Origin of the sequence: Pseudomonas viridiflava, assembly GCF_001642795.1 — a bacterium.
Classification (GTDB): domain Bacteria; phylum Pseudomonadota; class Gammaproteobacteria; order Pseudomonadales; family Pseudomonadaceae; genus Aquipseudomonas; species Aquipseudomonas viridiflava.
In genome coordinates this window covers 330115-357062 of the sequence record NZ_LKEH01000018.1, presented here as the reverse complement: position 1 = coordinate 357062, position 26948 = coordinate 330115, and the positions used below count along the sequence as shown (strand labels likewise).

Below are 26948 nucleotides of genomic sequence, written 5' to 3'. Positions count from 1 at the left end.
GTCACGCATTCCACTTCATCAATGCCCGCCAGTTGCTGGGCAACCGAACGGGCGTCATTGCGCTTCATTGCTCAATCCTTGTTGAGAGTTAAGGCCGTCCTGCGGCAGTGCCTACAAAATACGCAACGGGCATTCGGGATATCAAGCGCTGAAACATAGCGTGAGACCGCTCACAAACCGAACCCCTCAAACGGCTCAAACTGAACTCTTGGCTGGTTTTTTGCTTTTATCCAAGGCAAAACAGTTTGGCCGCCATTTTTATGTCGATCGCCTGTGCGTGACGCGCCATGCGCCTTAAAAATGACCTGTCGAACGGCAATCTTCTGCGACACGTGTTGAGAGCTTTTCATGAGCGCACCGATTCCCGTCACACGTCCCCTGCTGCCGCCCCTTGAGGAATTCATTCCCTACCTCGAGCAGATCTGGGACAGCCACCAGCTCACCAACGGCGGCCCGTTCCATCAACAGCTCGAGAAAGAGCTGGCCAGCTATCTGGGCGTCCAGCACCTGTCGCTGTTTTCCAACGGTACCCTGGCCTTGATGACGGCCATTCAAGCGCTGCGGATCAAAGGCGAAGTCATCACCACGCCCTATTCGTTTGTCGCGACGGCGCACTCGTTGCTGTGGAACAGCCTGACGCCAGTGTTCGTCGATATCCAGCCAGGCACCTACAATCTGGATCCGGACCGCATCGAAGAAGCCATTACGCCGGCAACCACCGCCATCATGCCGGTGCATTGCTACGGCATCCCGTGTGACGTCGACCGTATCCAGCAGATCGCCGATCGCTATGGCCTGAAGGTCATCTACGATGCCGCCCATGCCTTCGGCGTGCAGCATCGCGGTGAAAGCCTGCTCAGACATGGCGACCTGTCGATCCTGAGCTTCCACGCCACCAAGGTCTTCAATACCTTCGAAGGCGGCGCCATCGTCAGCCCGGACCTGAAGACCAAACAACGTATCGACTACCTGAAAAACTTCGGCTTTGCCGACGAAGTCACCGTGGTTGCGCCAGGCATCAACGGCAAGATGAGTGAGATCAACGCAGCGTTCGGCCTGCTTCAGCTCAAGCACATCGATCAGGCACTGATCAGGCGCCAGCGTATCGACGAGCTGTATCGTGCTGCGCTGGCGGCAATCCCCGGTATCGATATCGTCTGGCAGAGCGCCGAAAAACATAACTACTCGTACTTTCCGGTGCTGGTACGCGAGACGTTCGCCGTGTCACGCGACGCGCTGTATCAGCGAATGCGTGATCAGAACATTCTGGCCCGCCGCTATTTCTACCCACTGATTTCGACGTTCCCGATGTACCGGGGTCTGGATTCGGCCAAGCCGGAACGCTTGCCGATCGCCACCGGCCTGTCGAATCAGATCCTGTGCCTGCCTATTTACGACAGCCTGACCGATGAAGCTTTCGACAGCATCATCAATGTCATCGTCGCTGCCAGTAACGAGAACCGCTAATGCGAACGTGTCCGGTCTGCTCCTGCCGATTTCCGAATTTCTACCCGATGGACAGAGGTCATCTGGAAATTTTTCACCGTTTGAACGTGTTCTACAGCGTGGACGATTTCGAAACCCTGAACGTCGGTCAATACAGTTGCCCTGAATGCCAGGCCTCTGACCGGGACCGGCTTTACGCGTTGTTTGCCATGCACCTGCTGAATAATCCGCCGGGGCAACCCTTGCGCATTCTCGACATTGCGCCAGCCGTTGTGCTGTCGAAATTCCTGCGCAGCCTGCCCAACGCCCGCTATCGCTCTGCCGATCTGTTTTCGCCGCTGGCTGATGACGTGGTCGACATCATGGACATGCACCTGTATGCCGACGAGTCCTTTGATTTCATCGTGTGTTCGCATGTTCTGGAACATGTGCCTGATGACCGCAAGGCCATGTCCGAGCTGCACCGGGTTCTGGCCAAGGGTGGCTCTGCGATCCTGATGGTACCAATTCTGCTGACCGCGACCGACACCGAAGAAGACCCCGATGAGTCCAGCGTCGATGAGCGCTGGGCGCGCTTCGGTCAGGACGATCATGTGCGGATGTACGCCAGGCATGACTTCGTCTCACGTCTGGAGGCGTCCGGTTTCAAGGTCGATGCGCTGGGTTCGGAAGCGTTCGGCGAAGGCGTATTCCGGCAGCACGGCATTACTGATCAGTCGGTTCTGTATGTGGGGCGCAAGGCCTGACGACAGCAGCCGATCATGGATGTCGACCGGCGTGCCCGGTGGGCTCTCAACACTTCTTCACATGGTATTGCGATGAGTTCTTCACGCCTGGTCAGTATTGTCATTCCTGCTTACAAACCGGCTTTTTTCGAAGCGGCGCTTGCCAGTGCGCTGCGCCAGAATCACGACGACATCGAGATCATTGTCACTGACGACTGCCGTGACGACGGCATCAGGGACATTGTCGAAAAACTCAGGCCGCAGAGTCGCTGGCCGATTCACTACAGCAAAAATGACACGCCGCTGGGTGAGCCTCACAACATTGCGCTTGGCGTGTCACTGGCACGCGGCGATTACATCAAATTTCTCTACGACGATGACATCCTGCTCACCGACTGCGTGCGCCTGATGTTCGATGTCATGCATGACAGCCCTGATATCAAGATCGTGTCAGCAACACGAAAACGAATCGACGCCAGCGGTGCGATGCTGGCCGATAACCTGTACACGGCTTACCCATTCGGCAAGAACGTGGTATTGAACGGCCCGGAGCTGGTGTCCTTTCTGGCCCAGTATCCCGTCAACTTCGTGGGTGAACCGAGCGCGGTCATGTGTCGCCGCGAAGACCTGCTGGCCTTCGGGCAGGACATCATGTCCCTGAATCAGGTGCTGATCTGGGGGCTGGGCGACCTGGCGATGTACGTCAAACTGCTGCGTCAGGGCAATCTGGCAATGCTCGCCCGCCCTCTGTCCTATTTCCGCGTCTCCGAACAACAGAGCAGCGAGGCGTTCAGAAAAGACCCTACCCTGCCTCGCGAAGGTCACGCCAACTTCCATCGAATTCCCGGCGAACTGGGCTGGATCCGACCCGACGAACTCAATGGCAAGGTCAGGATTGCGCCACTGACCCAGCGCGACAATGTTCAGGACATGGACCTGCTGGGCTACTTCGACAGAAGGTCCCAGGCCACTGTTCGCAACACCCGCGTAGCCAGCTGGCTGGGGCAGCGCAGGCCCACGCCCGCTCAGCATGCCCTCCTGCATGAACACTTGCAGCAGCACAACGGTGGGCCGTCGATTGCCATCGTCGTTTCCGATTTCGATCAGCAGGCCGAGCGAGTGCTGAGTACGCTGCAAAGCATGGCGTCCGATGCGCCTCTGCTCGACAAGCTCAAGGTTTTCGTACTGGCCGACTACGACCGGGAGCAGCAGACACTGCTTCAGGCCCAGTTGCCCTGGCGGGAGGCGAGCCTGGAAAACCGTGCCACGGTTATCAACGAGCTGATGCAGGAACATGATCACGACTGGTGGATGCTGGTAGACGCAGGCACCACATTTACCCCGAGCGGCCTGCTATGCGCCGTCATGAAGATGATCGAAGCGCCCCACGCCTGCGCGGTCTTCGGTGACGAAGTGACCCTGCATGCTCAAACAGGCGCTCATCTGGTCTTTCAGCCAGGTTTCAGTCTGGATTACCTGCTGGCCTGTCCGTCGGCCACCAGCCGCAACTGGCTGTTCAACCGCGAAAAAGCCCTGGCGGTGGGCGGCTTCGATCCAGGCCACGCTCAGGCTACCGAGCTCGATCTGATACTGCGTCTGATCGAAGACTCAAGCTTTACCGAATTCGTCCATATAGCCGAGCCGATTGCCATCTCGCCACTCTGGCAAGCGCAGGACAATTATGATGAAGCGCGTACGCTGCAACGACATTTGCTCGCGCGCGGCTATGCCGACGGCCAGGTGCATGCGCTTGAATCGGGATGCTACCGGATCGAATATGGCCACGCCGATCAGCCGCTGATCACGATCCTCGTCACCTCTCAGGACCAACTGCAGACGCTGCTGCCCTGTGTCGAAAGCATTCTGGAACACACGACGTACCCGTTCTACGAAATTCTGATCTGCGACAACAACAGCCAGTCGGCGCAGACCACCGAATGGCTGACAACACTGGAGTCGATGCAATCGGAGCGCATCCGCGTCCTACGCCACGAGCAGACGGTGAGCCCATCGGCACTGTTCAATGCCGCCGCCAACCACGCTCGGGGCGACTATTTGCTGATGCTCGACAGCAACACCCTGATCGTTCAGCCGGACTGGCTCGAACAACTCCTCAATCACGCGCTGCGTCCTGAAGTAGGCATCGTGGGCGCCAACATCATTTCACCCGACAGCAAAATGGTGGAAGCCGGGATCATCGTGGGGATCGATGGTACCGCTTGTGCGATCACCGCCGAAGACGCGGCGACTTGCGCGAGCTTCGCGCAACGTCTGGAAACCGATCAAAACTACAGTGCCGTCAGCGGTTCCTGCCTGATGATTCGCAAGTCAGTGCATGACGAGATCGAAGGCCTGGACGAACACCTTTTTCCTCTGCATTTCCGTGATGTAGACCTCTGCCTGAGGGCTCGCAGCGCCGGACACCTGGTCGTCTGGACGCCGCATGCCATTGTTGCCCTGCGTCCTGACGAGTCACAGCCCGACGCCGAAGCGATGGATTTCGCGACACGCGCCCTCGCCCATCGCTGGCTGCATTACATGGCATGGGACCCGGCCTACAGCATCCAACTGTCCCTGACAGAGCGTTTTTTCACCCAGAACAATCCGGAATTGAGCTGGCGGCCGTTGACGCATCGCCCGCTGCCGGTGGTGCTCGTGCAACCCGGTGATCGTGGAACCGCCGGCGATCGGGTCGGCGCGGTCCTTCACAGTCTGCGTGCAGGGCTTGCAGTGGACGGCATCCTCAGCCACACACCGTTGCCGCTCGTGGAGATCGCCAGACTCAGCCCTGATACCGTCGTTGTGCAAGGTCCGATCAACGATGGCCTGGTCGCCAGCATCAATGCGATCAAGGATCACACCCACGCTCGAGTCATCTACGATCTGCCGCAGTACCCGGCGTACGCCGAGATCGACAAGACCGCAGCACCTCTCGCTGCGATTGAAGCGTCTCTGCGCCACGGCCTGGGACGTGCAGACCTGATCACTGTCCCCACGAGAGCGCTGGCGGATCTGCTGGGCGACTCGCACCCCGACGTTCAGGTCATCGAAACCCGGCTGGCGTCAGATTCATGGCTGAATCTGCAAAGCCAGCGTCAGACGCGTCCGAAACCTCGCGTCGGCTGGGTTGGCACGGCGGGCGAACTGAGCGACCTGTTGATCCTGTCGGAGGTCATCAAGGCGCTGGCGGACCGCGTGGAATGGGTCGTCATGGGGCCGTGTACGCGCTGGCTACGACCTTTTATCCACGAACTGCGCTCGCCTGTAGAAGGGGCGCTGCTCCCAGGGATGCTGGCCGGTCTGAACCTTGATCTTGTACTCGCGCCCGCCGAGTCCAATCGGATCAACCAGAGCAAAGGCCCGGCGGCCTTGCTGCAGTTCGGCGCCTGTGGCTTTCCGGTCATTTGCAGCGACGTACTGAATGTTCCTGGGGACCTGCCCGTCACGCAGGTTGGCAACGAGACCCAAGCCTGGATAAGTGCCATCGAAGAGCACATCGAGCAGATGGATACCTGCGCGCAAAGGGGCGACGCCTTGAAGCAGGCTGTCATTGAACGCTGGATGCTTGACGCTGATCACCTGCAAGCCTGGCGCAACGCCTGGGTGGGCGGCTGATCGGCAAACGGCTCACTAAAAAGGCCCTGCGTCAGTGATATGACGCAGAGCCTCGAGCCAGCCGTAACACAGAGTGCGATCTGTAGCGCTTACCAGTGTATGACGCACGCGCCCCACGAATAGCCCACTCCGAAGCCGACTGCCGCAACCCGATCACCGGGTTTGAGCGCACCCTTGTCCAAAGACTCTTTCAGCGCAATGGGGATGGTGCAGGACACCGTATTGCCGCAGTGCTGGAAGGCGGACACGAACTTGTCGACAGGCAATTTCAGACGTCGACGCAGGGCATCCAGCATGAAGTGATTGGCCTGATGAAACACGAACAGATCCATATCGGCCACCGCCAGTTCGTCATCGAACAACGAAGCGAACAACTGCGGTACGCGCGTCATGGAAAACTCGAAGATCGCCGGGCCGTTCATGTACAGATTGGCGTCGGTACGCACGTTGCCGTTGTCGTCCTCGTGGGTTTCAGGCTGCGGATTCTGCGCCGAAGGCCTGCGTGCGCCGCCGATGGGCACAATCAGGTTCTCGGCCCCGGAGCCATCGCTGCCATAACGAAAGCGCTCCAGAAACGGCCCACCCTCGGCGGCGCTGATCAGGGTGACGGCCGCAGCATCGCCGAACAGGGTACGAACACTCTTGTCCTGCGGATGAATGTAGCGACTGTAGGTTTCAGCCGTTACCAGCAATACATTCCGGCATTGGCCTGACTCGATCAACCCCTTGGCAATGCCAAGCCCATAGATGAACCCTGAGCAACCCTGATTGAAATCGAAGGCGGCGCATTGGGTGGGCAACTGCAGGCGATGCTGCAGGATGCAGGCCGTGGCGGGCAGCACGTAATCGGGACTTTGCGTGCAATAGATCAGCGCGTCTATCTGGCTGCGCTGAATGTCCCCTTTGAGGAACAGCTTTTCGCAGGCACGAAAGGCAAGGTCGGACGCGGTTTCATCCTTGTCGATGATATGCCGTTCACCGATACCGGTCTTGGCGAAGATTTTCTCGACATCCCACTCGGGAAATTCCCGGGCCAGCGTTTCGTTGTCCAGTGAATGAGCAGGCAGTTCATATTCTATGTCCACGATTCTGGCATGAGACTTCATGAGCATTACCCCGAGATACGTTTGGCGGGTACACCGAATACTGTAGTGCCTGCGGCCACATTGCGTATTGCAACACTGCCCGCTCCGACTACAGCCTGTTTGCCGATTCTGACCCTGGGCAGGACACTGGCATGTGTGCCCATGAAAACGCCCTCTTCCAGCACCACCCCACCGGTAATGTCGCAATGTCCGCTCAAGGTGGAGAAATCACCGATGTCTGCGTCGTGTCCGATCAGGCAGCCGATATTGAGGGTCACGAATGCACCGACCCGAAGGTCGACTGTCAACACGGTCGAGGGACAGATGACCGTGCCCTGCCCCACCACGACATTCTCGCCCATGATGACCGAGGGATGGATCAGCGTGAAAAACCGGCTGCCCCTGGCGAGCAGTTTTTCCACCACGGTGCGCTTACCCTGAGGTGCGCCGATCGCGCAGACCAGATACTCGTCAGGCTTCGGCTGGTAGCCGTCCACGGTTGAAACGACTGGCGGGTAATGATCGAAACGCTCGGTGGAGCCGGGTCCATCGTTGATGAATCCAGCGATGTGCCAGCCCGGATTCAACGCGACCCAGTCCGTCAGCCACGCGTGCACTTCACGCCCGAAAGCGCCGGCACCGACAATAAGCAGGTTTTTAGCATTCATTGCGCCAGATACCCCCCGTCCACGACCATCGACGTGCCGGTCACCCAGCGAGCCGCCGGAGACAGCAGGTAATTGACTGCGTAGGCGATATCCAGCGGCTCACCGAAACCCAGTGGGTGTTTCTGCTCCACAGCCTTCATGGAGTCGGCCCCCACCAGATCCTCGAGCGTGCGGGTCATTTCGGTTCTCACCACACCCGGCGCAATCGCATTGACCCTGATTCCGTCGCGGGCCAGCTCCAGCGCCGCAGCGCGGACCATTGACTCAACCGCACCCTTGCTGGCGCAGTAAGCCATCAGGGAAGGCTGGGCAGCCTGAGCCATCACCGACGAGAGCAGCACGATGCTGGCACCCTGAACGAACACCCCTTTCTGCCTGAAGGCCTTGACCAGCGAAAAGCCGGAGGTCACGTTGGTGGCTAATACCGTCTCCCACTGCTCGAGTCCCAATGCCCGAATCGGCATGGGCATCTGCACGCCAGCGGCATGCACCAGCCCGTCAAAGGGCGCGTAGGTCTTGGCCAGGTTGCGCATCCAGCCTGAAACAGCAGCCCCGTCCAGCAAATCGAAAGGCTCGACCCCATGACCTTCGCCATGGAGCTGGTGCCTTGTTGCCTCAAGGCGCTCGGTATTTCTGGCCACCAGCACCACGCGCGCGCCCTGTTGACTCAACCAGATCGCAACCTGACTGCCGATGCCGGAAGAGGCACCTGTCACCATCACCACTTTACCGCTCAGTGAAAAAGGACTACTCACCACCCAACATTCCCCTTGAGGGCCGATTCATACGATTTGAAAAGAGACTGAAGATTTACTTCTCTGTGACGAGATCGATCACATCGTCCACCGTCTTGCAGCCGTTGAGACGATTGGCCGCCAGGGTCTTGCCCAGATGTTCGTCGGCCAGCGACATGAAGGTCAGGACCGCAATGGAATCCCAGTCAAGGTTCTGGCCCCGGCTCAGACTGCCTTCGTCTGCTTCCATCGCTTCTTCGATCAGCCTGAGTACTTTGTCTTCCATCTCTATGCTCCCGGACAGCCCGCTATTGAATTGATTTTGCGAAGACCAAAGCCGACGCCTGAGAGCGATATAGCAATAATCGAACCAAGCTGTTGAACAGATGAAGGTGCCGTGGATACGGGGTTTCAGTAGGCAGGAGGCAATACGCGGAGGCCTGAAAGCCAAAAAGATGACGCTCAAGGCCTCGGTGATTCGGCGCGGGCACCGCGTGCTGCGTCAATATAATGAAGAGGTGTGACTGCTTCTTTCGCTCAAGGCAGATAGATGCTGAACATCGCTCCGCCCAGCACGCCGCCGTTGGCGATCTCTATCCGTCCCTGGATGCCGTTGCGCACATGCAAGCGGGCAATGTGTGCGGCGAAGTAAAGGCCCAGGCCGGTGCTGCCCGTGCCCTGATTGATGCCCTGCACGTAATCGGTCTGGCGCTCGATCAGGTAAGCCGGGTAACCGGGGCCGTCGTCATTGATGGTGATTTTCAACTGACCGTCTTGTTCAGCGACGCTGATCGCCAATTGCTCGCGGGCAAAACCGATCGCGTTGACGATGATGTTGCCCACCACCGAGCCGACCAGTTCGCGGTCGAAAAACCCCAGTGGGCTTGCATCCGTGATATCCACCCGAGCGGCGATACCGCGACTGGCCAGCACCTCCTGATGATGCGCCAACTGTGCTTCGATGAAATCGTCCAGCTCGTGATAATCAGGGCGCAACGGCAGCTGGTTGACCCCGAGTTTGTACAGGCCCAGCAACTGCACCAGCATGCCGTTGAGGTTGGCGAACTCGTACTCGATCACCCCATGCTCCGGGGTGTCGCGTTGCTGGACGGTGAGCTTCGCCAGCCACTCGCTGTGCGCCTGGGTGAGCGTCGCCAGCGAGTTCTTCATGTCGTGCACGGTGGAAGCAATCACCATGGAAAAATCGAGTCCCTGCTGCTGCTCTTCGCTCATGCGCCAAACGCCCTTTCCCTGAGTTTCTGATAACGCTCATAACGTGAATCGCTGTCCGGGATCATGCCGACCATTTTCAGGCTGGCGCGGCATTCCTCGAGTCCCGCCTGCCCGAGGTTCTGCCCCGGATGCAGCAGCGACTGCGCCATGTTCAGCGCGATACTGATGTTCTTGGGCTGCAAGGCCAGGGCGCGACGGAAATGCTCCTGCGCCTCCGGCAGGTTGCCCGCCTTGTAGCTGCGCACGCCCTGCAGGTTGAAATCGATGGCGGCCTTGTTCGCACCCAGAATGGCGGGATCGTCGGTCATGCTGGCCACGCTTTTCATCACGGCCGGGTCATCCCCATAGACTTCCGCGCAGTTTTTCAGCACACCCGCGCCCGCTTCTTCCTGACCCAATTGCTTGAGCTGCGACGCCACCAGCAGGGCTGCATCGGCACTGAGGAACTGCTCCATGCCTTCAAGCCTGGCCATCGCCTGCTCGGTGAGCTTGGCGGCGGTTTCCGGGTCCGAGTGCTGCAGACTGGCGGCTTTCATAAGGCGCGTGCGCACTTGAAGACCTTCGTCGTTGGTGTGTTCCTTGGCCACATCGCCCAGCGCGTTGTTGATCTCGACACGCGTGCGCGCATCCAGCCCCTGGTCGCCGCCCTTGCTGATCAGGGCATGAGCCAGACCCAGGTTGGTTTCCGGGTCCTTGAAACGTGAATGTGCACCTTGAGAAACGGCCTGACGAAAGGCCTTGGAAGCGCTCTCAAAATCTTCGTTGCCCATCGCCAGCTTGCCCAGCATCTTCTGGCGACGTACCGCCAATGGCGACAGGCGCACGGCGTTCTCCAAGGCGCTTTGCGCACGCTTGGCATCGCCGCGGGTCACTAGCACCTCGGCGAGACCATCGTACAACGCAGGCATGGTCGGAAAGGCCTTGATCGCCTGTTCGTAAACGGCCTCCGCCTCGGTGACCTTGCCGCGTTTGAGCAGCAGACTGCCCAGCGCGGCATACGCCCAGGGCGTGGCACGGTCGGCCAGGATGGTCCTGAGAAACGCTTCCAGCGGCTCGTTCTGTTTCAGATCACGCAGCGCATCGGCCTTGTAGCGCAGGCACAACGGCGCATAGCGCGGATCCTGCTCGATCAGTTTGTTGCACGCGACCAGCACTTCGGCGGGCTTGCGACGGTCCAGCGCCTGCAGAATCGGCTTGAGCAGGTTCTTGCGCTGCACCAGCTTTTCCAGGCGCTGGGCCAGGCCTGCGCGGTTGAACGGTTTGGTCAGGTAGCCGTCGGGCTCCCACTCCAGGGCGCTCATGACCATGGCCTGACTGTTCTCGGCGGTGACCATGATGAAAACGCTTTCGTAGCTCAGCAGTCGCTCGACCATCAGGTCTTCGAGCACCTGTTGACCGTTTTTGCGGCCATCGCCCAGATTGAAATCATGCAGCACAAAGTCATAACGCTTTTGCGAGCACATGCGCAGGGCCTGCTCGCCGGAGTCGGCGGTGTCCACTTCCTTGACGCCCAGCTCACGCAGCATCGACCGCACCGAACTGCGAAAGTCGGAGAAGTCATCAACGATAAGAAAGCTTTTTTGGTTGTACGCCAGCATCCGGATTCCTACACAGGAGAGGGTGAAAATATAAGACCCAAGGCCTGAACGACTTTTCCAGGTCCAGCATCAATGCGCATGTTAACTAATGGCAACATGCCACATACAGCCCTGATCGCTCTATCGCGTGATTCAGTTCAGGGCAACAGCCAGTTTTTCGACCACTCAGGCAGAAACTATAGAGCGAACATCGACTTCGCGACTGATTGCATCGAGGACAGGCAGGATTTTTTGCGAGGCGGATCAAAAAAGCAGGAGCGCAAAGGCTATTACGGAGACGCGAGTCACATCGCAGGATTGCCCTGCACCGCAGCGCCCCGATACTCGAGGGCTGCGGCATGCGGATAGAGCGTTACACCCAGCCGTCGTTCTTCTTGCGGCCCCGTGTCAGTGCCGGCAGGATCAGACCAACCAGCAGTCCAGCGCCAGCAATGCTGCCACCGTAGACCATGTAGCGCATCATCACCTGCTTGTTCTCGTCACCCAGGCGGGCCTGAGTGGAACGCAGCTCGGCCTGTGAGTCAGCCAGTTGATCGTTGAGGGTCTTGGTACGCGCTTCCAGTTCATCGACCAGCTTCTTGCGCGCATCCAGGGTTTCCTGCATGCCTTGCACGCGGGTTTTCCAGGTGTTGTCGATGCCGTTCAATTGTTCGGTGAGTTCTGCGACCTGCTGGGTCAGCTGCGGCACGCGCTCAGCCTGGCCAGGGACTTCCTGCAGATCACTGCTGGGGATCCACACGGTGCTGCCCCCCTCGCCTCGCACCTGGCTGAAATTGCCCGAGGTGCTGAGCAGTTCCACTTTCTGCCCGGACTTGAGCGTGCCGACAATGCGATGCCCGTCAGTCGGACCGCTGCGCACGTAGGTGGTCAGGCTGTCACTCACCCAGCGCTCGCTGTCCGCCGCCTGAGCGGTAATGGGTGTAAGAACGCAAAGCACGGCGCCCAGCAGACCGGTGCCGAGGAGATGACGCGAAGCAGTGAACAGGCCAGGGGCACGAGAAAGCAGTGCTGAAAGATGACGAGACATGGCAATGATTATCTTTGTCTGGAATGAAAATAAAGCCCCGACGTACGGGCCGGCTAACGATGGATCTGGCGAGCGGCAAATCAATTGCAACTCCTGCCTGGACGGGCTGTCTGCCTATCAGGCGCGTTGAAAAACGCCTGCAATCCTTTATATCGGCAGCCACTTCCACAGGCTGTCCAGAGAGTCCATCAGCTAACAGACCCTGTTAAATGGGTCAGGTTCACTATTGGCCCGCTTGTGCGTCAAAATTCAGCCGCATGGCGTTTCGATCAAGTGCCTGCTTTATATGACTTTCAGTCCCTCAGACGACGCCTGCACCCTCGAATACGCAGCAGGCGAGGCCCGGCGTTTGCATTCGCGCCCAAGTGCTGTAGAAAATACCGTCAGGCGTGAACGTCTTCGATGCTCACCATCCTGATGCGCAGGCCCTGCCGCCTCGACTGCATCGCTCTAATGGAAAATAGAATGATCCCAAGACAAGTGATTAACGCCACGGTAAGCCCAAAAGGCAGCCTTGAAACCCTGTCCCAACGTGAAGTCCAGCAGCTCAGCGCTGCGGGCTCAGGCAGCACCTACACCCTGTTCCGCCAGTGCGCCCTGGCCATTCTCAATACTGGCGCCCATGTCGATAACGCCAAGACCATTCTTGAGGCCTACGAGAACTTCGAGGTCCGCATTCATCAGCAGGACCGTGGCGTGCGCCTGGAGCTGCTCAACGCTCCGGCCGATGCCTTCGTCGATGGCGAGATGATCGCCAGCACCCGTGAAATGCTGTTCAGCGCCCTGCGCGACATCGTCTACACCGAAAGCGAACTGGACAGCCAGCGCATCGACCTGAGCAACTCTCAGGGCATCACCGATTACGTGTTCCACCTGCTGCGCAACGCCCGTACCCTGCGCGCCGGTGTCGAACCTAAAATGGTGGTGTGCTGGGGCGGCCACTCGATCAACACCGAAGAATACAAATACACCAAGAAGGTCGGCCACGAGCTGGGCCTGCGCAGTCTGGACATCTGCACCGGCTGCGGCCCCGGCGTCATGAAAGGCCCGATGAAAGGCGCGACCATCGCTCACACCAAGCAACGGATCGTCGGTGGCCGCTACCTGGGCCTGACCGAGCCGGGCATCATCGCCGCCGAAGCGCCGAACCCGATCGTCAACGAACTGGTGATCCTGCCTGACATCGAAAAGCGCCTGGAAGCCTTCGTGCGCGTCGGCCACGGCATCATCATCTTTCCGGGCGGCGCAGGCACGGCCGAAGAGTTCCTGTACCTGCTGGGCATCCTGATGCACCCGGACAACAAGGACGTGCCGTTCCCGGTGGTCCTGACCGGTCCGAAGAACACCGAACCCTACCTGCAACAACTGCACGCGTTCGTCGGCGCCACACTGGGCGAAGAGGCGCAACGTCACTACCAGATCATCATCGACAACCCGGCAGAAGTCGCGCGCCATATGGCCAAGGGCCTGAAAGAGGTGCGTCAGTTCCGTCGCGAGCGCAACGATGCGTTCCACTTCAACTGGCTGCTGAAGATCGAAGAGAGCTTCCAGCACCCGTTTGATCCGACCCACGAAAACATGGCCAGATTGCAGCTCAACCACGACATTCCGTCTCATGAGCTGGCGGCCAACCTGCGTCGGGCGTTCTCCGGCATTGTGGCGGGCAACGTCAAGGACAAGGGCATTCGCCTGATCGAAGAACACGGCCCGTACCAGATCCACGGCGATCCATCGATCATGCAGCCGCTGGACAAATTGCTTAAGGCGTTCGTCGAGCAGCACCGCATGAAGCTGCCGGGTGGCGCAGCCTATGTGCCGTGCTACCAGGTTGTGACCTGACCGCTCGATAAGGCGGACAGACAACGGGGCGCTCTGAAGCGCCCCGTTTTCATTTCTGCTGGCGGAACTGGCTGGGTGACTGTCCGGTGGCACGCTTGAAGAATCGGGAAAAATAGGCCGGTTCGGAAAACCCCAGGCTGTCGGATACCTGATTCACTGTCATGGTCGTGTAGACCAGATTGCGCTTGGCTTCCAGCAGCAGACGCTGGTTGATGATCTGTAACGCCGACTGGTTGCACAGTCGCCGACACAGCGCATTCAAATGCGCCGCGCTGAGCCCCATGCGCTGCGCGTGCTGCTCGATGGACCAGTGTTCACGGAAGCTTCCTTCCAGTTGATGCATGAACACCTGCAAATGCTCGCGGCCGCGATCCAGCACCTGACTGTCATCACCCCGCTGCTCGCTGCCCCGTCGGCTGAGCCAGACCATCAGCACGTTGATCAACGACTGCAGCATCAGGTCGCGACCCGGCTTGCGCTGGCGATACTCGCGGGCAATCGCGGTGAACAGCGTGTCCACGTAGACGCTGTCGTCGCCCAGAACATGACAACGCGCCGTGCCGATGGCCGAAATATCCAGCGCCGCTTCCAGTTGTTCAACCAACGGCCGCGCCAGGCTGAGAATGTGCCCTTGAATGTCCTCGGCAAACTTGAAGGTGTGCACGCTGAGCGCGGGCACCACTTGCAGCGACGGCGTATCGACCTGGTGCACCACGTCTTCGACCTTCAGCACAGCGCGGCCGGACTGGACGTACAGCAACTGAACCAGATCACCATGGCGATGGGGCTTGATCTCCCATTCATGCATTTTGCTGCGCTCGGGAATCGATTCGCAGTGGATCAGGTCTGGCGTCGGCCACGCTGTGGTTTCGCCGTAAAGCTTGAAAACGGGAACGGAAACAGGCGCTGTTCTGGGCATCGTTCGATCCTCGCCAGACCCTCGAAAAGTCCAGGTAATGTGCTGGATATTGCCTTCTTATCCCGCTGGCATCCATTAAAAATGCAGGAGACAAAAACAAACATATCCCGCAAGCCATGGCTGGCAGGGATCACAGAAAGGTCATCTCCATGAAAACCCAAGTCGCCATCATCGGCTCAGGCCCGTCCGGGCTGCTGCTGGGCCAGTTGCTGCAACGTGCCGGTATCGACAACGTCATCGTTGAACGCAAGAACCCCGACTACATCCTTTCCCGCATTCGTGCCGGCGTGCTTGAGCAGGGCATGGTCGATCTGCTGCGCGAAGCCGGCGTCAGCGAGCGCATGGACGCTGAAGGCCTGATTCACGACGGTTTCGAGCTGGCCTTCGACGGGCGCTGCGAACGCATCGACCTGAAAAGCCTGGCCAATGGCCGAACCGTGATGGTCTACGGCCAGACCGAAGTGACCCGCGACCTGATGCAGGCCCGCTCCGCGTGCGGTGCCATGACGGTCTATGACGCCGAAGACGTCCAGCCCCATGACCTCAAGACCGACCGACCTTACCTGACGTTCGTCAAAAATGGCGAAACCGTGCGTCTGGACTGTGACTACATTGCCGGATGCGACGGCTTCCATGGTGTGTCCCGGCAGGCGATCCCGGCCGAGGCACTGAAGGTATTCGAGCGCGTCTACCCGTTCGGCTGGCTCGGCGTGCTGGCCGACACCCTGCCGGTCAACGACGAACTGGTCTACGCCAACCATCCGCGCGGCTTTGCGCTGTGCAGCATGCGTTCGGCGATTCGTACGCGTTATTACGTTCAGGTCAGTGCAGATGAACGCGTCGAGGACTGGTCGGACGAGCGTTTCTGGGACGAACTCAAATCACGCCTGCCTGCCCATCTGGCGGAGCGTCTGGTGACGGGTCCGTCCATCGAGAAAAGCATCGCCCCGCTGCGCAGTTTTGTGGTTGAGCCGATGCAGTATGGCCGCCTGTTCCTGCTCGGCGACGCTGCGCACATCGTCCCGCCCACCGGCGCCAAGGGCCTGAACCTGGCCGCCAGCGACGTGAGTACGCTGTACCGCATCTTGCTCAAGGTCTATCAGGAAGGCCGCACCGACCTGCTGGAAAAGTACTCGCAGATCTGTTTGCGCCGTATCTGGAAAGCCGAGCGCTTTTCCTGGTGGATGACCTCGGTCCTGCACAACTTTCCCGACACCGACGCCTTCAGTCAGCGCATCCAGCAGACCGAACTGGACTACTACGTCGGCTCAGAGGCCGGACGCAGGACCATTGCCGAGAATTATGTGGGGCTGCCTTACGAGGCCATCGAGTAAGGGTACTTCGAATTGATGACCTGCCCGCTCTCCACATAGACAGGCATCCCGGACGCGGAGCGTCCTGAGCGGCATTCCCACGCGCGTGAGGAACGATCATGCATTGGGTAGTTGATCGTGCCCATCGCGTGGGCATGCCGCCGGTGACGCTCCGCGTCACACAGGCTGCAGACCGGCGCAATCAAAAAGCCATGCACTGCCCAGTCTTTTGTGCAACCACACAACACCCGCCCACCTCAGCCGTGCAAAGCCCCAAAGCGTTTTGTCTGCAGGCTCCCTATGATCGGAAAGCCCCCGGCAAGCTGCATAAAAATAACAAGCTCTGAGGAACTGACGCCATGTCCAACTCTCCGGTTCGCGAGGTTGGCGACGCTGACGGCAATCATGTCTATCGTCGCATCACCCTGCGCCTTATCCCGTTCATCTTCATCTGCTACCTGTTCAATTACCTTGACCGCGTGAACGTCGGCTTCGCCAAGCTGCAGATGCTCGACGCCCTGAGTTTCAGCGAGACGGTCTACGGCCTGGGTGCCGGTATCTTCTTCATCGGCTACGTACTGTGCGGGCTGCCCAGCAATCTGGCGCTCAACCGCTTCGGCCCGAGGCGCTGGATCGGGCTGATGATGATCACCTGGGGCATGTTCTCCACCTGCCTGCTGTTCGTCACCACGCCAGTCGAGTTCTACGTGCTGCGGTTCCTGACCGGCATGGCCGAAGCAGGTTTCTTCCCCGGCATCGTCCTCTACCTTTCGCGCTGGTACCCGAACCAGCGACGCGGCCGGATCATGGCCTTGTTCATGTCGGCGATTCCGGTGTCCGGGTTACTGGGCGGACCGTTCTCCGGCTGGATCCTCAACCACTTCGCCGCAGGCCAGGGCGGCATGGCGGGCTGGCAGTGGATGTTCCTGATTCAAGGCCTGCCGACCGTTGCGCTGGGCGTGCTGGCGTTCTTCCTGCTCTGCGACAAGGTCGAAGACGCACACTGGCTGACGCCCGAGCAACGGCAGCGGGTCAAGACCGACATCACTAAGGACGAACTCAATCGCCCGGTACACGGCAAGAGCTCGGTGGCGTCGGTACTGACCATGCCCTTCATCTGGATTCTGGGCTTCATCTACTTCTGCATTCAGAGCGGCGTCTACGCGATCAACTTCTGGCTGCCGTCGATCATCAAGAACCTGGGTTTCAGCGATGCGCTGGTGATCGGCTGGATCAGCGCGGTGCCCTATCTGATGGCGGGTGTGTTCATGCTGCTGGTCGGCCGCTCCGCGGACCTGCGTAACGAACGCCGCTGGCATCTGGTGGTGCCGATGTTGATGGGTGCAACAGGACTGATCATCGCGGCCAACTTTGCCAGCGTGCCACTCGTGGCGATCCTCGGCCTGACCATCGCTACCATGGGCGCGTTGACTAGCCTGCCCATGTTCTGGCCGCTGCCGACCGCCCTGCTCAGCGCCAGCGTTGCGGCGGGCGGCCTGGCCCTGATCAACTCGATCGGGCAGATGGCGGGCTTCCTCAGCCCCTATCTGGTGGGCTGGATCAAGGACCAGACCGGCTCGACCACCATGGCCCTCTATTCCTTGGCGGCGCTGACCATCGTCGGCAGCCTGGTTGCCTTGCGCATCAGCCGTCAGTCGGCAGCGAAGGTTGGCGCGACGGCCTGAGTCTCTTCCAACCGATCACGACTTTCCACGGTAACTGGCTACCGTGGAAGTCTCGAATTTCCATCCGTCGGACAAACAGCTGTACCCGTCGCCCTTTTCGTCTCAGCTGATTCACTTGTCTGCATCGACTTGATGTCATCCCATCGTCCTTGCAGGAGAAACCGTGCCATGAACCTCATGCACAAGAGCCTCGGCGTGTCCCTTTTGATGGTTGCGACCGCCGCCTTCGCCCACCACGGCTGGAGCGAGTACGACACCGATAAGCCACTTGAGCTGAGCGGCACTATCTCGCAAAGCGGATACGCCAACCCTCATGGCTTCATTCATCTCAAAACCGCCGACAAGACCTGGACCGTGGTGCTGGCACCGCCCTCGCGCATGGAAAACCGCGGGCTGACCCCGCAAATGCTGGCGAACGATACGCAGGCAACTGTCGTCGGCTATCAGAATCGCACCCGGTCTGAAGAGGTGAGAGCCGAGCGCATCACCATCAACGGCAAGACTGTCGAGCTTCGATGATGGCGGTCGTCAACGACGGCTCGTGGCTGGTCTGGCTGGAAGCGTCACCCCTCGGTCAGGCCATGCGTAACGAGATCTGGCTTTACCCAATCATGGAAGTGGTGCACATCGTCGGTTTTACCGTGCTGGTCGGCTCGGTGATCCTGTTCGACCTGCGCGTGTTGGGGTGTTCGAAGGACATCCCGATTACCGCGCTCGCCCGCCATCTGCTGGTCTGGGCGCTGGCGGCACTGCTGCTGATCGTGCCGGCCGGGGTGATGATGTTTGCCGCTCACCCCGATGAGTTCGTCAACAACGGTGTGTTCATCCTCAAACTGTGCCTGATCGCAGCGGCCGGCACCAATGCCATGCTCTTTCATGTGGGCGTCTACCGCTCGGTGACGCACTGGAACACACGGCTGGCCGCACCCTGTGTCGCCAGATTTCATGCCGTGCTTTCAATCGCACTCTGGATCGGCGTCGTGACCTGCGGACGACTCTTGGCTTACACCTGAAAGTGTCGCGTTTGTCGGCCCCTTGGGCTCATCCGCTGATGCGCAACTTATTGCACAGGCGTGACTGATAAGGCCTGTTCCGAGCCATGCAGGCCAATGCGATTGGCCCGCTCTGCAGACATTTGCGCAGGTGCGCAAAATCTTGCGCGGAAATCACCGAAAAACAGATCAAAAAACAATCAAACCATCCTTAATACCTCTCTATCCCTTTGTTTTTATGGGTTAAAAATAATCAGGCACGTATCTTGTTATAGGCATCTGTATTCGATGGGCGCGGTTGCCTGTTGGTACAGAGGGATTCGGGATGTCTGCGCACCAGACTTGTTTCACGCTCAACCTTGATGGCATCGATCATGGCTTTCAGGTACTCGCCTTCAAGGGCCACGAAGCGATCAGTCAGCCGTTCGCCTTTACGCTGGAGCTGGTCAGCGAGTCGTCAGGACTGGATCTGGAAAGCCTGCTGAACAGACCTGCCTTTCTGCAGTTTGCACCCGACAACAGTGGTATTCACGGGCTGATCGACCGTGTCGCCCAGGGCGATTCGGGGCAACGCCTGACCCGTTACTCGGTCACCCTCCGTCCGCATCTGGCTCGCCTCGGCCACCGCACCAACCAACGGATCTTTCAGCACCGTACGGTGCCGCAGATCATTGCCCGAATACTGGAAGAGCATGGCCTGCTCGCCACCACCTACCGCTTCCAGCTCGCCAGCGTCTATCCCGAGCGCGAGTACTGCGTTCAGTACCACGAATCGGACCTGCACTTCATTCAGCGCCTCTGCGAGGAAGAAGGCCTGCATTACCACTTCGAACACAGCCCGACTGCCCATCTGCTGGTGTTCGGCGAAGATCAGGCAGTGTTTCCCACACTGGCGCCCGTGGTGTATCGACAAGACAGCGCAATGGTCGCCGACACGCCCGTCATCCAGCGCTTCAACCTGCGTCTGGAAACCCGACCGAGCCGCACCACGCGCCGCGATTACCATTTCGAAAAACCGCGCCTGACCATGCAAGGCGCAGTACCCGGCGACGCCCGGCCGGACCTTGAGGACTACGATTACCCCGGCCTCTTTACCCATCGTGACCGCGGCAGCCATCTGGCCGCCCGCGCTCTGGAGCGCCATCGTCATGATTACCGGCTTGCCGAAGGGCACAGTGATCAGCCACGGCTGGTGAGCGGGCATTTCCTGCCACTGAGCGAGCATCCTCAGGCAGCCTGGAACGCACTCTGGCTGCTGACCGAGATCCAGCATGAAGGTCGTCAGCCGCAAGTGCTGGAAGCGGCAGCATCAAACGAACACTCGGGCGCTGGTGAGTTGCGCCAGGGCTACCGCAACACTTTCAGGGCCATACCCGGATCAGTCACGTTTCGGCCACACCTGCGCCATCCCAAACCGCGCATTGCCGGTAGCCAGACAGCCGTCGTGACTGGCCCGGCGGGTGAAGAGATTCATTGCGACAGGCATGGCCGCGTCAAGGTCCAGTTCCACTGGGATCGCGATGGTCAGGTCACGGATCAGAGCAGTTGCTGGCTGCGCGTGTCTTCGAGCTGGGCGGGTGACCGCTATGGCGGCATGGTCATTCCAAGGGTCGGCATGGAAGTGCTGGTGACCTTCATCGAAGGCGATCCCGACCGTCCGTTGATCAGCGGCTGTCTGTACCACGCTGAACACACCCCGCCCTACACGCTGCCCGCCCACCAGACCCGCAGCGTGTTCAAGACCCTGAGCAGCCCAGGCGGCAAAGGCTCCAACGAACTGCGCATCGAGGACCGCGCCGGTCAAGAGCAGATCTACGTTCATGCCCAGCGCGACTGGGATCAGAACATCCAGCACGACCAGAAAATCCGCGTCGGCCACGAACGGCATGACCGGGTCGAGGCCAACAGCTACAGCGAATTCAAGGCCGAAGAACATCGCACGATCGACGGCAGCCGCCTGACTGAAGTGCGCACGGACGATCACCTGACCGTGAGCGGCAAGCAACACATCAAGGTCGACGAAGCACTGCTGGCAGACGTCGGCCATGAAGTTCACATCAAGGCAGGTGATCAGGTGGTGATCGAGGCAGGAATGGTAATCACCCTGAAAGTGGGTGGCAGCTTTATCAAGATCGACTCGGGAGGGGTAACGGTGAGCGGACCGTTGGTGAAACTGAACTCGGGAGGCATGCCTGCGACGGGCAGCGGCGCGATGCCGAACCTGCCGGGTCTTGTCAAAATGGTTCTGACAGAAACAGCAGGCGAGTTGTTGACGCAGCGGCTGGCAGAGCCGGTTCCGCTGTCCCAGCTCTGTCAAAAGCCTGAAGGCGGAACACCCGCTGACTGTCCGCTGCCCGACTGCGGTTGTCGCAAAGCGCTGCAGGAAGGAGGCAGATCATGAAGACCTGCCTACTGCTGGAGCGTACCGACCACCTGCTGGAAAAACTTTATCAACTGCTGCCTGATCCCAAGCCTCGGATGCTGTTCGACAAGACAGAACTTGCACCCTATCGGGACAAGAGCCCCTTGTGGGTAGCCGCGACCGACGACGACCGCCTGTTGCAGACGGTCCACAATGCCCCGGAAAGCTGGCCTGGACTGATCATCGAAAGTCCGTTTCACCACGACATTCTGCTCGCGCATCTCAGACATCTGTTGATCGTCAATTTTGACGAAATCCGCCGAGGCGTCCTGCGTTATTCGAATCCCGTAACGGCCAGCTATTTCTTCACAACCGGCACCGCCGAAGAGAAAGCGCCATGGTTGGGACCCATTTCCCGATTGTCGTGGTATGGCGGAACCTGGCCAGACCTTGCGCAAGGCAACCAGCGCTGGATGAGCCTCGACAATCCTCAGGTCTCCTGCTGGACGCCACCGGCCCAGCCAACCACACCGAGACTGAGCGACGCCCAGGAAGACGCCTTCCGCCGTCAGGAGCGTGAGCGCTTCGCCTATGACTGGTGGAAAAAACAAACCGGCACTGACTTTCCCAGGGCACTCGACTACCTGGACGAGGGCATGGCTCACGGCTTCGCAACAGACCCGACGCTCATGAATCGCTACCTGTCGCTGCGCGCACAAACCCCCGGGCAGGAATCTCCGCCACGTCAGTACGGCGGCACCGGAGAAGAACGTTTGAACACACTGCGAGGCCTGCTGCAGCAGTCTGCGCAACACAAGGAACCTGTCCAATGACCATAGGCAGCCTGAGTTCAGGCCCGTGCTGTGAAACAGGCAAACTGATCGTTCAGGTCATGGGCAAGGATCACGCGCCCCATCAGAAACTGCTGCTGAGCAGCAAGGATGGCGGATGCACCTACCCTTCCCGTCCCGAGACGCTGGAAAGAGAGCCGTACAGTTTCAGGCTCGAGGTCTGGGATCACGTTGCCGAGACGCAGCTGGAACTCGAAATTGCGACCACCGAAGGCGAACCGATACGTCTGCCACTGCTCGGTGACACGAAAGTCACTCCACGACAGGCCGATGCACAATTCAACCAGATCATCCCGGTGCTGCCCTTTGTCGCCCTGCCCGGCTCGAAAAGCCCATACGACCTTGGCACGCCGGTATTGGCCCGCGCAGGCTACGTGTACGTGTTCTATCGGCAAAGGCTATGGCGTGAACTGGAAGTGCGGATCAGCGATACCGGCACGACCTACCATGACATTGATGTCGCCCGCTTTCGTCAGGACGAAGGCTTTACACGCGGCGAACGGGCCGCCATCGGCGTGGCGCTTGAGGACATCTGGTTGCCCGGAATGTGGAACAACCGGCGTGTACTGGATGTGGAGCTGTGTTTTTCCGAAATACAGCTCAGCGCGTCCCGACTGGAGCGTCTGGAACAGGATGCAGCGCTGAGAACCCAGCGCTGCAGCAGACCGGACCTCAGTTATTCGAAAGAGCGCTTCAACCGTCTGTACAAGGGCAGGCCCGACGGCGAGGCCATGCTCAGGGCATTTTCAGGCTTCAACATGCTTGACAAGGTTCAGCAGCTCACACTTGCGCCAATCACCGCCGCACGTCTGAATCTTGAACTGTCAGTATTTCCCGTCAGCCTCGCAGCGCCACAACGCGCACGTCAGCCCGGTTACGAACGGCTGCTGGAGCACCCCGCTCTTTATCTGTGTGATCTGTCAGGCCAGTTTCCAGCCAGGGCGCTCGAACAGGCAAACGCCTTTCTTGCAGAAGCTGACAAAGGCAGAGCGGTCAGGGACACGCATTATCTGGAGCTGTCGGCGCTTACCGATGCCATGCAGGCCAGCTTGCCTGCCGGTGAAGACGATTCAACCGATAACCTTGTTCTTTGGGAAGCTCAACCAGGTGTCACTGATGTGTTGAGCAAAGCACGCCAGCGTCAGGTCTGCGGCGTGCTGCTCGATGACTCTTATCACCGCACACGCCATTTGCGACAGCGACTCGACACCCATCAGCACCTGCTCGGCGTGTGCGCCAGCTACGCCATCCAGCACCCTCATCACGCCAGTGCTCTGCTGGTGCATCAGTTGATCGTTCCGCCAACGGTAGGAGGCGCGAAAAACCCGCTGAATGAAGTGATCACCTCGCTCTCGGACACGGGCCGACAAGCCGTCAACCAATGCACCGCAACCGTCCAGCGAGCGCTGGTGTGGCGTCACATGATCGCCGTTCAGAATCTGTTGGTTGAAAGCCTTCAACGCCGTATCACCCTCCAGACTGTCGCCGATCACTTGAGCCAGGATGGCTTCGAGTATGTGTCAGCACTCTACGACCTGAGCCGGTCACTGACGACACTCGCACTCATGCCTTCAAACGTGGATCCGCTGGCACCTGGCGGCACTATCGTGGATGCGGTCACGCAAGTCGGTTTTCTGGAAGCCAAGGTCAGTCAGGGTCAGACACTGCTGTCGCAGATAACCAACGACAGCACGCATCCGTTGCACCTCATGCTCTGGCCCGAAAGCGACCTGGAATCGGTCTGCAGGCCTTATGAGGCGCCACTCGACGAAGACAGGAACCTGGGCGACGGTCGCTTTCGCGCAACCGAACTGGCACGTTTCGAGAACTTTCCGGCACCCGATCCCGCCACTCAGCTCACGCTGGACGCAACGCTGCTGGCCAACCTGCTGGCGGGTGACAGCCTGCAGAACTTCTTCCTTATCAACAACGGCAAAGCCACAACCGCTGCACTGGTCGGCATCTTCGAGAACCTGCAAGGCGCAGTCGATGCCGCCGAAAACGCTGTCGGGCGAGCCGAACAGACGCTTGCCTCCAGTAAAGTCGCTGCTGCCAAGGCTGACACCAAAAGCCAGTCGGCCATTGAGCAACTGGCCAAAGCCCACGACGAGCCTGTGTCCAACGCACGCAGAATCAACATCCACCGTCAGGGCCGGGGCGTGCAGCAACTGCGCAGCATGATGCCGGAGCATTTCGGCGCGGCGTTCCTGTTGAAACGAAACCGGGTCACTCCGCAGCATTATGTATTCGGCCTCGAAGACCTGCCGACCCGAAGCGCCATGCCCAACGCACGCTACGGCGAATACCTGGACCCGAACGGCAACCCGTTCCGCGACATCGACCCCCCGTTCAACCCACACGGCCCCCTGACCTCCGGCGAACACCACGTACTGGTGATCCCGCGCACACACAAAACGGCACGACTGGTCGGCGACATCAACCGCAAACTGAAAGCGGCTCAGGAAGCCGGGCATGCGGTTGGCAAGGCGGAGAACGCCTATGTTAGGGCGAGAAGCGGGTTGAGTCAGGCCATTGAAAACCTGGATGCGACGAAGAGCGGGCCTGTTTACCGGTTTCTGGCATCGACACGGTTTTGTGTGGCGGTGTTGATGTTGGAGATTTGGAATGTGAGTTCGGAGGGAGATGCGTTGAGACAAACCATACGCGAGAAAAACTCTCTGCGTGCCGGTGTAGGGATGATTGCAGCAATTACGGATTTAACTATTGCAGGAGAAGCGTTAGCGGTTAAGTTAACAGGTGCTCAACCAACACAAATATTAAGTAGAAAAATCTTCTACACAATCTCTGACGAAGTAGCAGGCAGATGGCTTGGAGCGAAGCTCGGAGGTGCACTGACCAAACAGTTATCACTTCGGCTTAGCGCACAGCTGCTTTCAGGGTCACTTCTGGCCGGAGTCAACCTATATGATGCATGGCATGCATGGCAGTGGGACGATCCGGCCATGTACGGCTACCTAATTATATCCGCAGGGGGACTGGCATCTGTAGCAGGCTCAGCATTCGGAGGTGCGACAATATTCATGGGGCTCAACCCGCTTGGCTGGCTTGCGTTATTATTGCTAAGCATCGGGATTGGGCTAGTTTTAATCCTAAGTGCAACGCCCCTAGAGACATGGTTGAAAAGCGGACCGTTTGGCAAGGCGGACACTATTGATCAGCATTTACAAGACCCAACGGAAGCCCTATATCGCCTGATAAGTTTGCTAGCAGGCATCCGAATCAGCATCAGTAAAAACCCCGTCTATGAGCCTCAAGCTAAATTCAATTTTAGAGCTGAAATACCTCAACCCATAAGGAGCGCAAACACAGTAATTCGCATTGAAAGTCGCCTACCAGGACTCATCGGCAGTCTCGACGGCTTAAGCATAAATGCAGAATGTCGGCTTGTCCGAATCAACGGAAATCTGGACAAACAAGGAATGTATTACAAAACAGGTACTGAAGTGAGTGATCTAGCTGAACTGCCAAAGGGTCAGCGAATCTCTACTGAGTCGTTAGAACTTTACTTTTCAACCCCTAAAACAGTGGATACCGACAATTGGTCGAGGCACACTCATAATTTCCGATGGGCAGTCAGGGCACAATTCATTCTGACGCGCGGTAACGAAATACGATATTTTCCAGCACCCGCGCTCAAGGACCCGACTCAATACAGCTCTGCCCAAGCGAAGCCAGACTTCACTAAAATCAATCAACCTTTTTGGGCTGATGAAGTTGTCCACGAAGGCTCTTCCAATGAATAAACCTGAAAGCCAAATTTACTATAGCGGCAGATCTTATCGACCCGACAACATAACTAAACAGAAACCCTGTTTAAGACATGCATCATTCGGCTCGACTTCAGTACGCCTACCCTGGGGCTCGACCCAGCACGTCACATCAGACGGAATCATGGAGCAATCCTCACCCGCCAGCATGAGATTCTGGGAAGAGACAGAAATAGAACGAGAGAAACAAAAATCACACGGAGCTTATATACCAAAAATGTTTGAAGGAGTAGAACTTCATCAAAAATACGACCAGGAACGCTTTAGATTTGCACAGCTGCCGCTTAAATCCCAGATATGGCTATTCATGCTTCACTTTGGAAAATGGGGTTTCATAATGCTTTCCCCCATCACTTTGATTTCACACATCGCAGTTATCATTGCTGCTGACAACTCTTGGCAGGTAGTTACAACTGAGCTACTAACCGGCCTGTATCCATTAGTGCTTGGCATTCCCCTACTCTTCTGGCTCATCGGCCACATCGTCATCAACCACTGCCCCCGCATCTGGTTCCGCCCTCCTAAGGGCCCACTCTGGGAGCTGAACCGCCGAACAGGTCTGGTCACGATCTTCGACTACAAACGCCATCGAAAGGAAGGCGTGATAGACGAGTTCATCGCACCGTTCTATGAGTTCGATGCCTACATGATTACCACCAGTGATCGTTTTGGCTCGTACTACGGATTGCTGCTCCGCCATCGTTATGAAGACAGGCAGATAAACTTTCATTCGTTGCTTGGCCCTGACGACTTCAAACATCGTCCCTGCGCGCTGTGGGATTTTCTGCAGAACTACATGGACGTCAGCCGCCCGATCCCGGACATCCCGCTGTTCGAAGCCTACCGGCATCTGGACCCTGTCACTGAAAAATACGACAAGGAAAACGGTCGTAACCCGCGCTACTGGATCGACATGGACGACGACACGTTCAAGCAGCGGGTCGATGCAATGTGGCAGCGCGCGTATGCCATCGACACGTTTACTCGGCCAAATCTGATGGAACGTTATGTCAGTTACAACGATTGAAAGGCATAAGCACACAAGAAGACGGGAGCGAGTACTACTCG

21 protein-coding genes and 1 pseudogene are annotated in these 26948 nt (G+C 58.6%); 13 read left to right on the top strand and 9 right to left on the bottom strand.

Annotation, left to right across the window (positions count from 1 at the left end; all coding sequences use genetic code 11):
* Positions 1-170 precede the first annotated feature (170 nt).
* Positions 171-350 (bottom strand): hypothetical protein, encoded by a 180-nt coding sequence (locus AO065_RS27005; protein WP_127133380.1) that lies wholly within the window; start codon positions 348-350, stop codon positions 171-173.
* Between AO065_RS27005 and vioA the strand changes: the two genes are divergently transcribed.
* The 3 genes from vioA to AO065_RS05405 all read left to right on the top strand — a co-directional run bounded on the left by vioA (position 349) and on the right by AO065_RS05405 (position 5786).
* Positions 349-1467, top strand: a complete 1119-nt coding sequence (gene vioA, locus AO065_RS05415; RefSeq protein ID WP_004880695.1) for a dTDP-4-amino-4,6-dideoxy-D-glucose aminotransferase VioA — start codon at positions 349-351, stop codon at positions 1465-1467. The two genes, AO065_RS27005 and vioA, sit on opposite strands and share 2 nt — an antisense overlap.
* Complete coding sequence (locus tag AO065_RS05410) at positions 1467-2192, top strand: methyltransferase domain-containing protein (protein ID WP_029242784.1); 726 nt, start codon at positions 1467-1469, stop codon at positions 2190-2192. Before vioA ends, AO065_RS05410 begins: the two co-directional genes overlap by 1 nt.
* Positions 2193-2264: 72 nt before the next feature.
* Positions 2265-5786 (top strand): glycosyltransferase, encoded by a 3522-nt coding sequence (locus tag AO065_RS05405; RefSeq protein ID WP_004880691.1) that lies wholly within the window; start codon positions 2265-2267, stop codon positions 5784-5786.
* Positions 5787-5875: 89 nt separating this feature from the next.
* On the opposite strand, the gene AO065_RS05400 is transcribed toward AO065_RS05405, so the two are convergent.
* From AO065_RS05400 to AO065_RS05370, 7 genes are all read right to left on the bottom strand, one after another.
* Complete coding sequence (locus AO065_RS05400) at positions 5876-6898, bottom strand: ketoacyl-ACP synthase III (RefSeq protein WP_004880688.1); 1023 nt, start codon at positions 6896-6898, stop codon at positions 5876-5878.
* The gene (vioB, locus tag AO065_RS05395; RefSeq protein WP_004880686.1) at positions 6898-7539 is read right to left on the bottom strand and encodes a dTDP-4-amino-4,6-dideoxy-D-glucose acetyltransferase VioB; all 642 of its coding nucleotides are present in this window, start codon (positions 7537-7539) and stop codon (positions 6898-6900) included. Before vioB ends, AO065_RS05400 begins: the two co-directional genes overlap by 1 nt.
* Positions 7536-8297: an SDR family NAD(P)-dependent oxidoreductase gene (locus AO065_RS05390; protein WP_032650607.1), complete on the bottom strand. Its 762-nt coding sequence runs from the start codon at positions 8295-8297 to the stop codon at positions 7536-7538. Before AO065_RS05390 ends, vioB begins: the two co-directional genes overlap by 4 nt.
* 52 nt (positions 8298-8349) lie before the next feature.
* Complete coding sequence (locus AO065_RS05385; protein WP_004880682.1) at positions 8350-8559, bottom strand: acyl carrier protein; 210 nt, start codon at positions 8557-8559, stop codon at positions 8350-8352.
* A gap of 251 nt (positions 8560-8810) precedes the next feature.
* Positions 8811-9506: a sensor histidine kinase gene (locus tag AO065_RS05380; protein WP_004880680.1), complete on the bottom strand. Its 696-nt coding sequence runs from the start codon at positions 9504-9506 to the stop codon at positions 8811-8813.
* Entirely contained in the window at positions 9503-11104 is a 1602-nt protein-coding gene (locus tag AO065_RS05375; RefSeq protein ID WP_004880679.1) for a tetratricopeptide repeat-containing response regulator, read from the bottom strand. The genes AO065_RS05380 and AO065_RS05375 overlap by 4 nt, the downstream gene beginning before the upstream one ends.
* Positions 11105-11456: 352 nt before the next feature.
* Positions 11457-12131 (bottom strand): TIGR04211 family SH3 domain-containing protein, encoded by a 675-nt coding sequence (locus tag AO065_RS05370; RefSeq protein WP_004880677.1) that lies wholly within the window; start codon positions 12129-12131, stop codon positions 11457-11459.
* A 465-nt stretch (positions 12132-12596) separates the two neighbouring features.
* Between AO065_RS05370 and ppnN the strand changes: the two genes are divergently transcribed.
* The gene (ppnN, locus tag AO065_RS05365) at positions 12597-13970 is read left to right on the top strand and encodes a nucleotide 5'-monophosphate nucleosidase PpnN (protein WP_004880675.1); all 1374 of its coding nucleotides are present in this window, start codon (positions 12597-12599) and stop codon (positions 13968-13970) included.
* Positions 13971-14019: 49 nt separating this feature from the next.
* Here ppnN and AO065_RS05360 read toward each other — a convergent pair whose 3' ends face one another.
* Positions 14020-14889, bottom strand: coding sequence for a helix-turn-helix domain-containing protein (locus AO065_RS05360; protein ID WP_004880673.1), 870 nt, complete (start codon positions 14887-14889; stop codon positions 14020-14022).
* A gap of 149 nt (positions 14890-15038) precedes the next feature.
* On the opposite strand from AO065_RS05360, the gene pobA reads away from it, so the two are divergent.
* The 9 genes and pseudogenes from pobA to AO065_RS27160 all read left to right on the top strand — a co-directional run bounded on the left by pobA (position 15039) and on the right by AO065_RS27160 (position 26907).
* Complete coding sequence (pobA, locus tag AO065_RS05355) at positions 15039-16223, top strand: 4-hydroxybenzoate 3-monooxygenase (protein WP_004880672.1); 1185 nt, start codon at positions 15039-15041, stop codon at positions 16221-16223.
* A gap of 98 nt (positions 16224-16321) precedes the next feature.
* Positions 16322-16549: a hypothetical protein gene (locus AO065_RS27000; protein ID WP_155500395.1), complete on the top strand. Its 228-nt coding sequence runs from the start codon at positions 16322-16324 to the stop codon at positions 16547-16549.
* Positions 16550-16561: 12 nt separating this feature from the next.
* A complete protein-coding gene (locus AO065_RS05350) occupies positions 16562-17887 on the top strand; it encodes an MFS transporter (RefSeq protein WP_004880671.1) in 1326 nt (441 codons plus the stop codon).
* A 168-nt stretch (positions 17888-18055) separates the two neighbouring features.
* A complete protein-coding gene (locus tag AO065_RS05345) occupies positions 18056-18406 on the top strand; it encodes a DUF6152 family protein (RefSeq protein WP_004880669.1) in 351 nt (116 codons plus the stop codon).
* Positions 18406-18900 (top strand): DUF6644 family protein, encoded by a 495-nt coding sequence (locus AO065_RS05340; RefSeq protein WP_004880668.1) that lies wholly within the window; start codon positions 18406-18408, stop codon positions 18898-18900. The genes AO065_RS05345 and AO065_RS05340 overlap by 1 nt, the downstream gene beginning before the upstream one ends.
* 304 nt (positions 18901-19204) lie before the next feature.
* Positions 19205-21280 (top strand): type VI secretion system Vgr family protein, encoded by a 2076-nt coding sequence (locus AO065_RS05335; RefSeq protein ID WP_004880666.1) that lies wholly within the window; start codon positions 19205-19207, stop codon positions 21278-21280.
* Positions 21277-21822, top strand: a pseudogene (locus tag AO065_RS05330) (DUF4123 domain-containing protein); the annotation flags it as partial. The gene AO065_RS05335 and the pseudogene AO065_RS05330, both read left to right, overlap by 4 nt.
* A gap of 248 nt (positions 21823-22070) precedes the next feature.
* Positions 22071-25856 (top strand): hypothetical protein, encoded by a 3786-nt coding sequence (locus tag AO065_RS05325; protein WP_004880662.1) that lies wholly within the window; start codon positions 22071-22073, stop codon positions 25854-25856.
* A 148-nt stretch (positions 25857-26004) separates the two neighbouring features.
* Positions 26005-26907, top strand: coding sequence for a hypothetical protein (locus tag AO065_RS27160; RefSeq protein ID WP_122419050.1), 903 nt, complete (start codon positions 26005-26007; stop codon positions 26905-26907).
* Positions 26908-26948 lie beyond the last annotated feature (41 nt).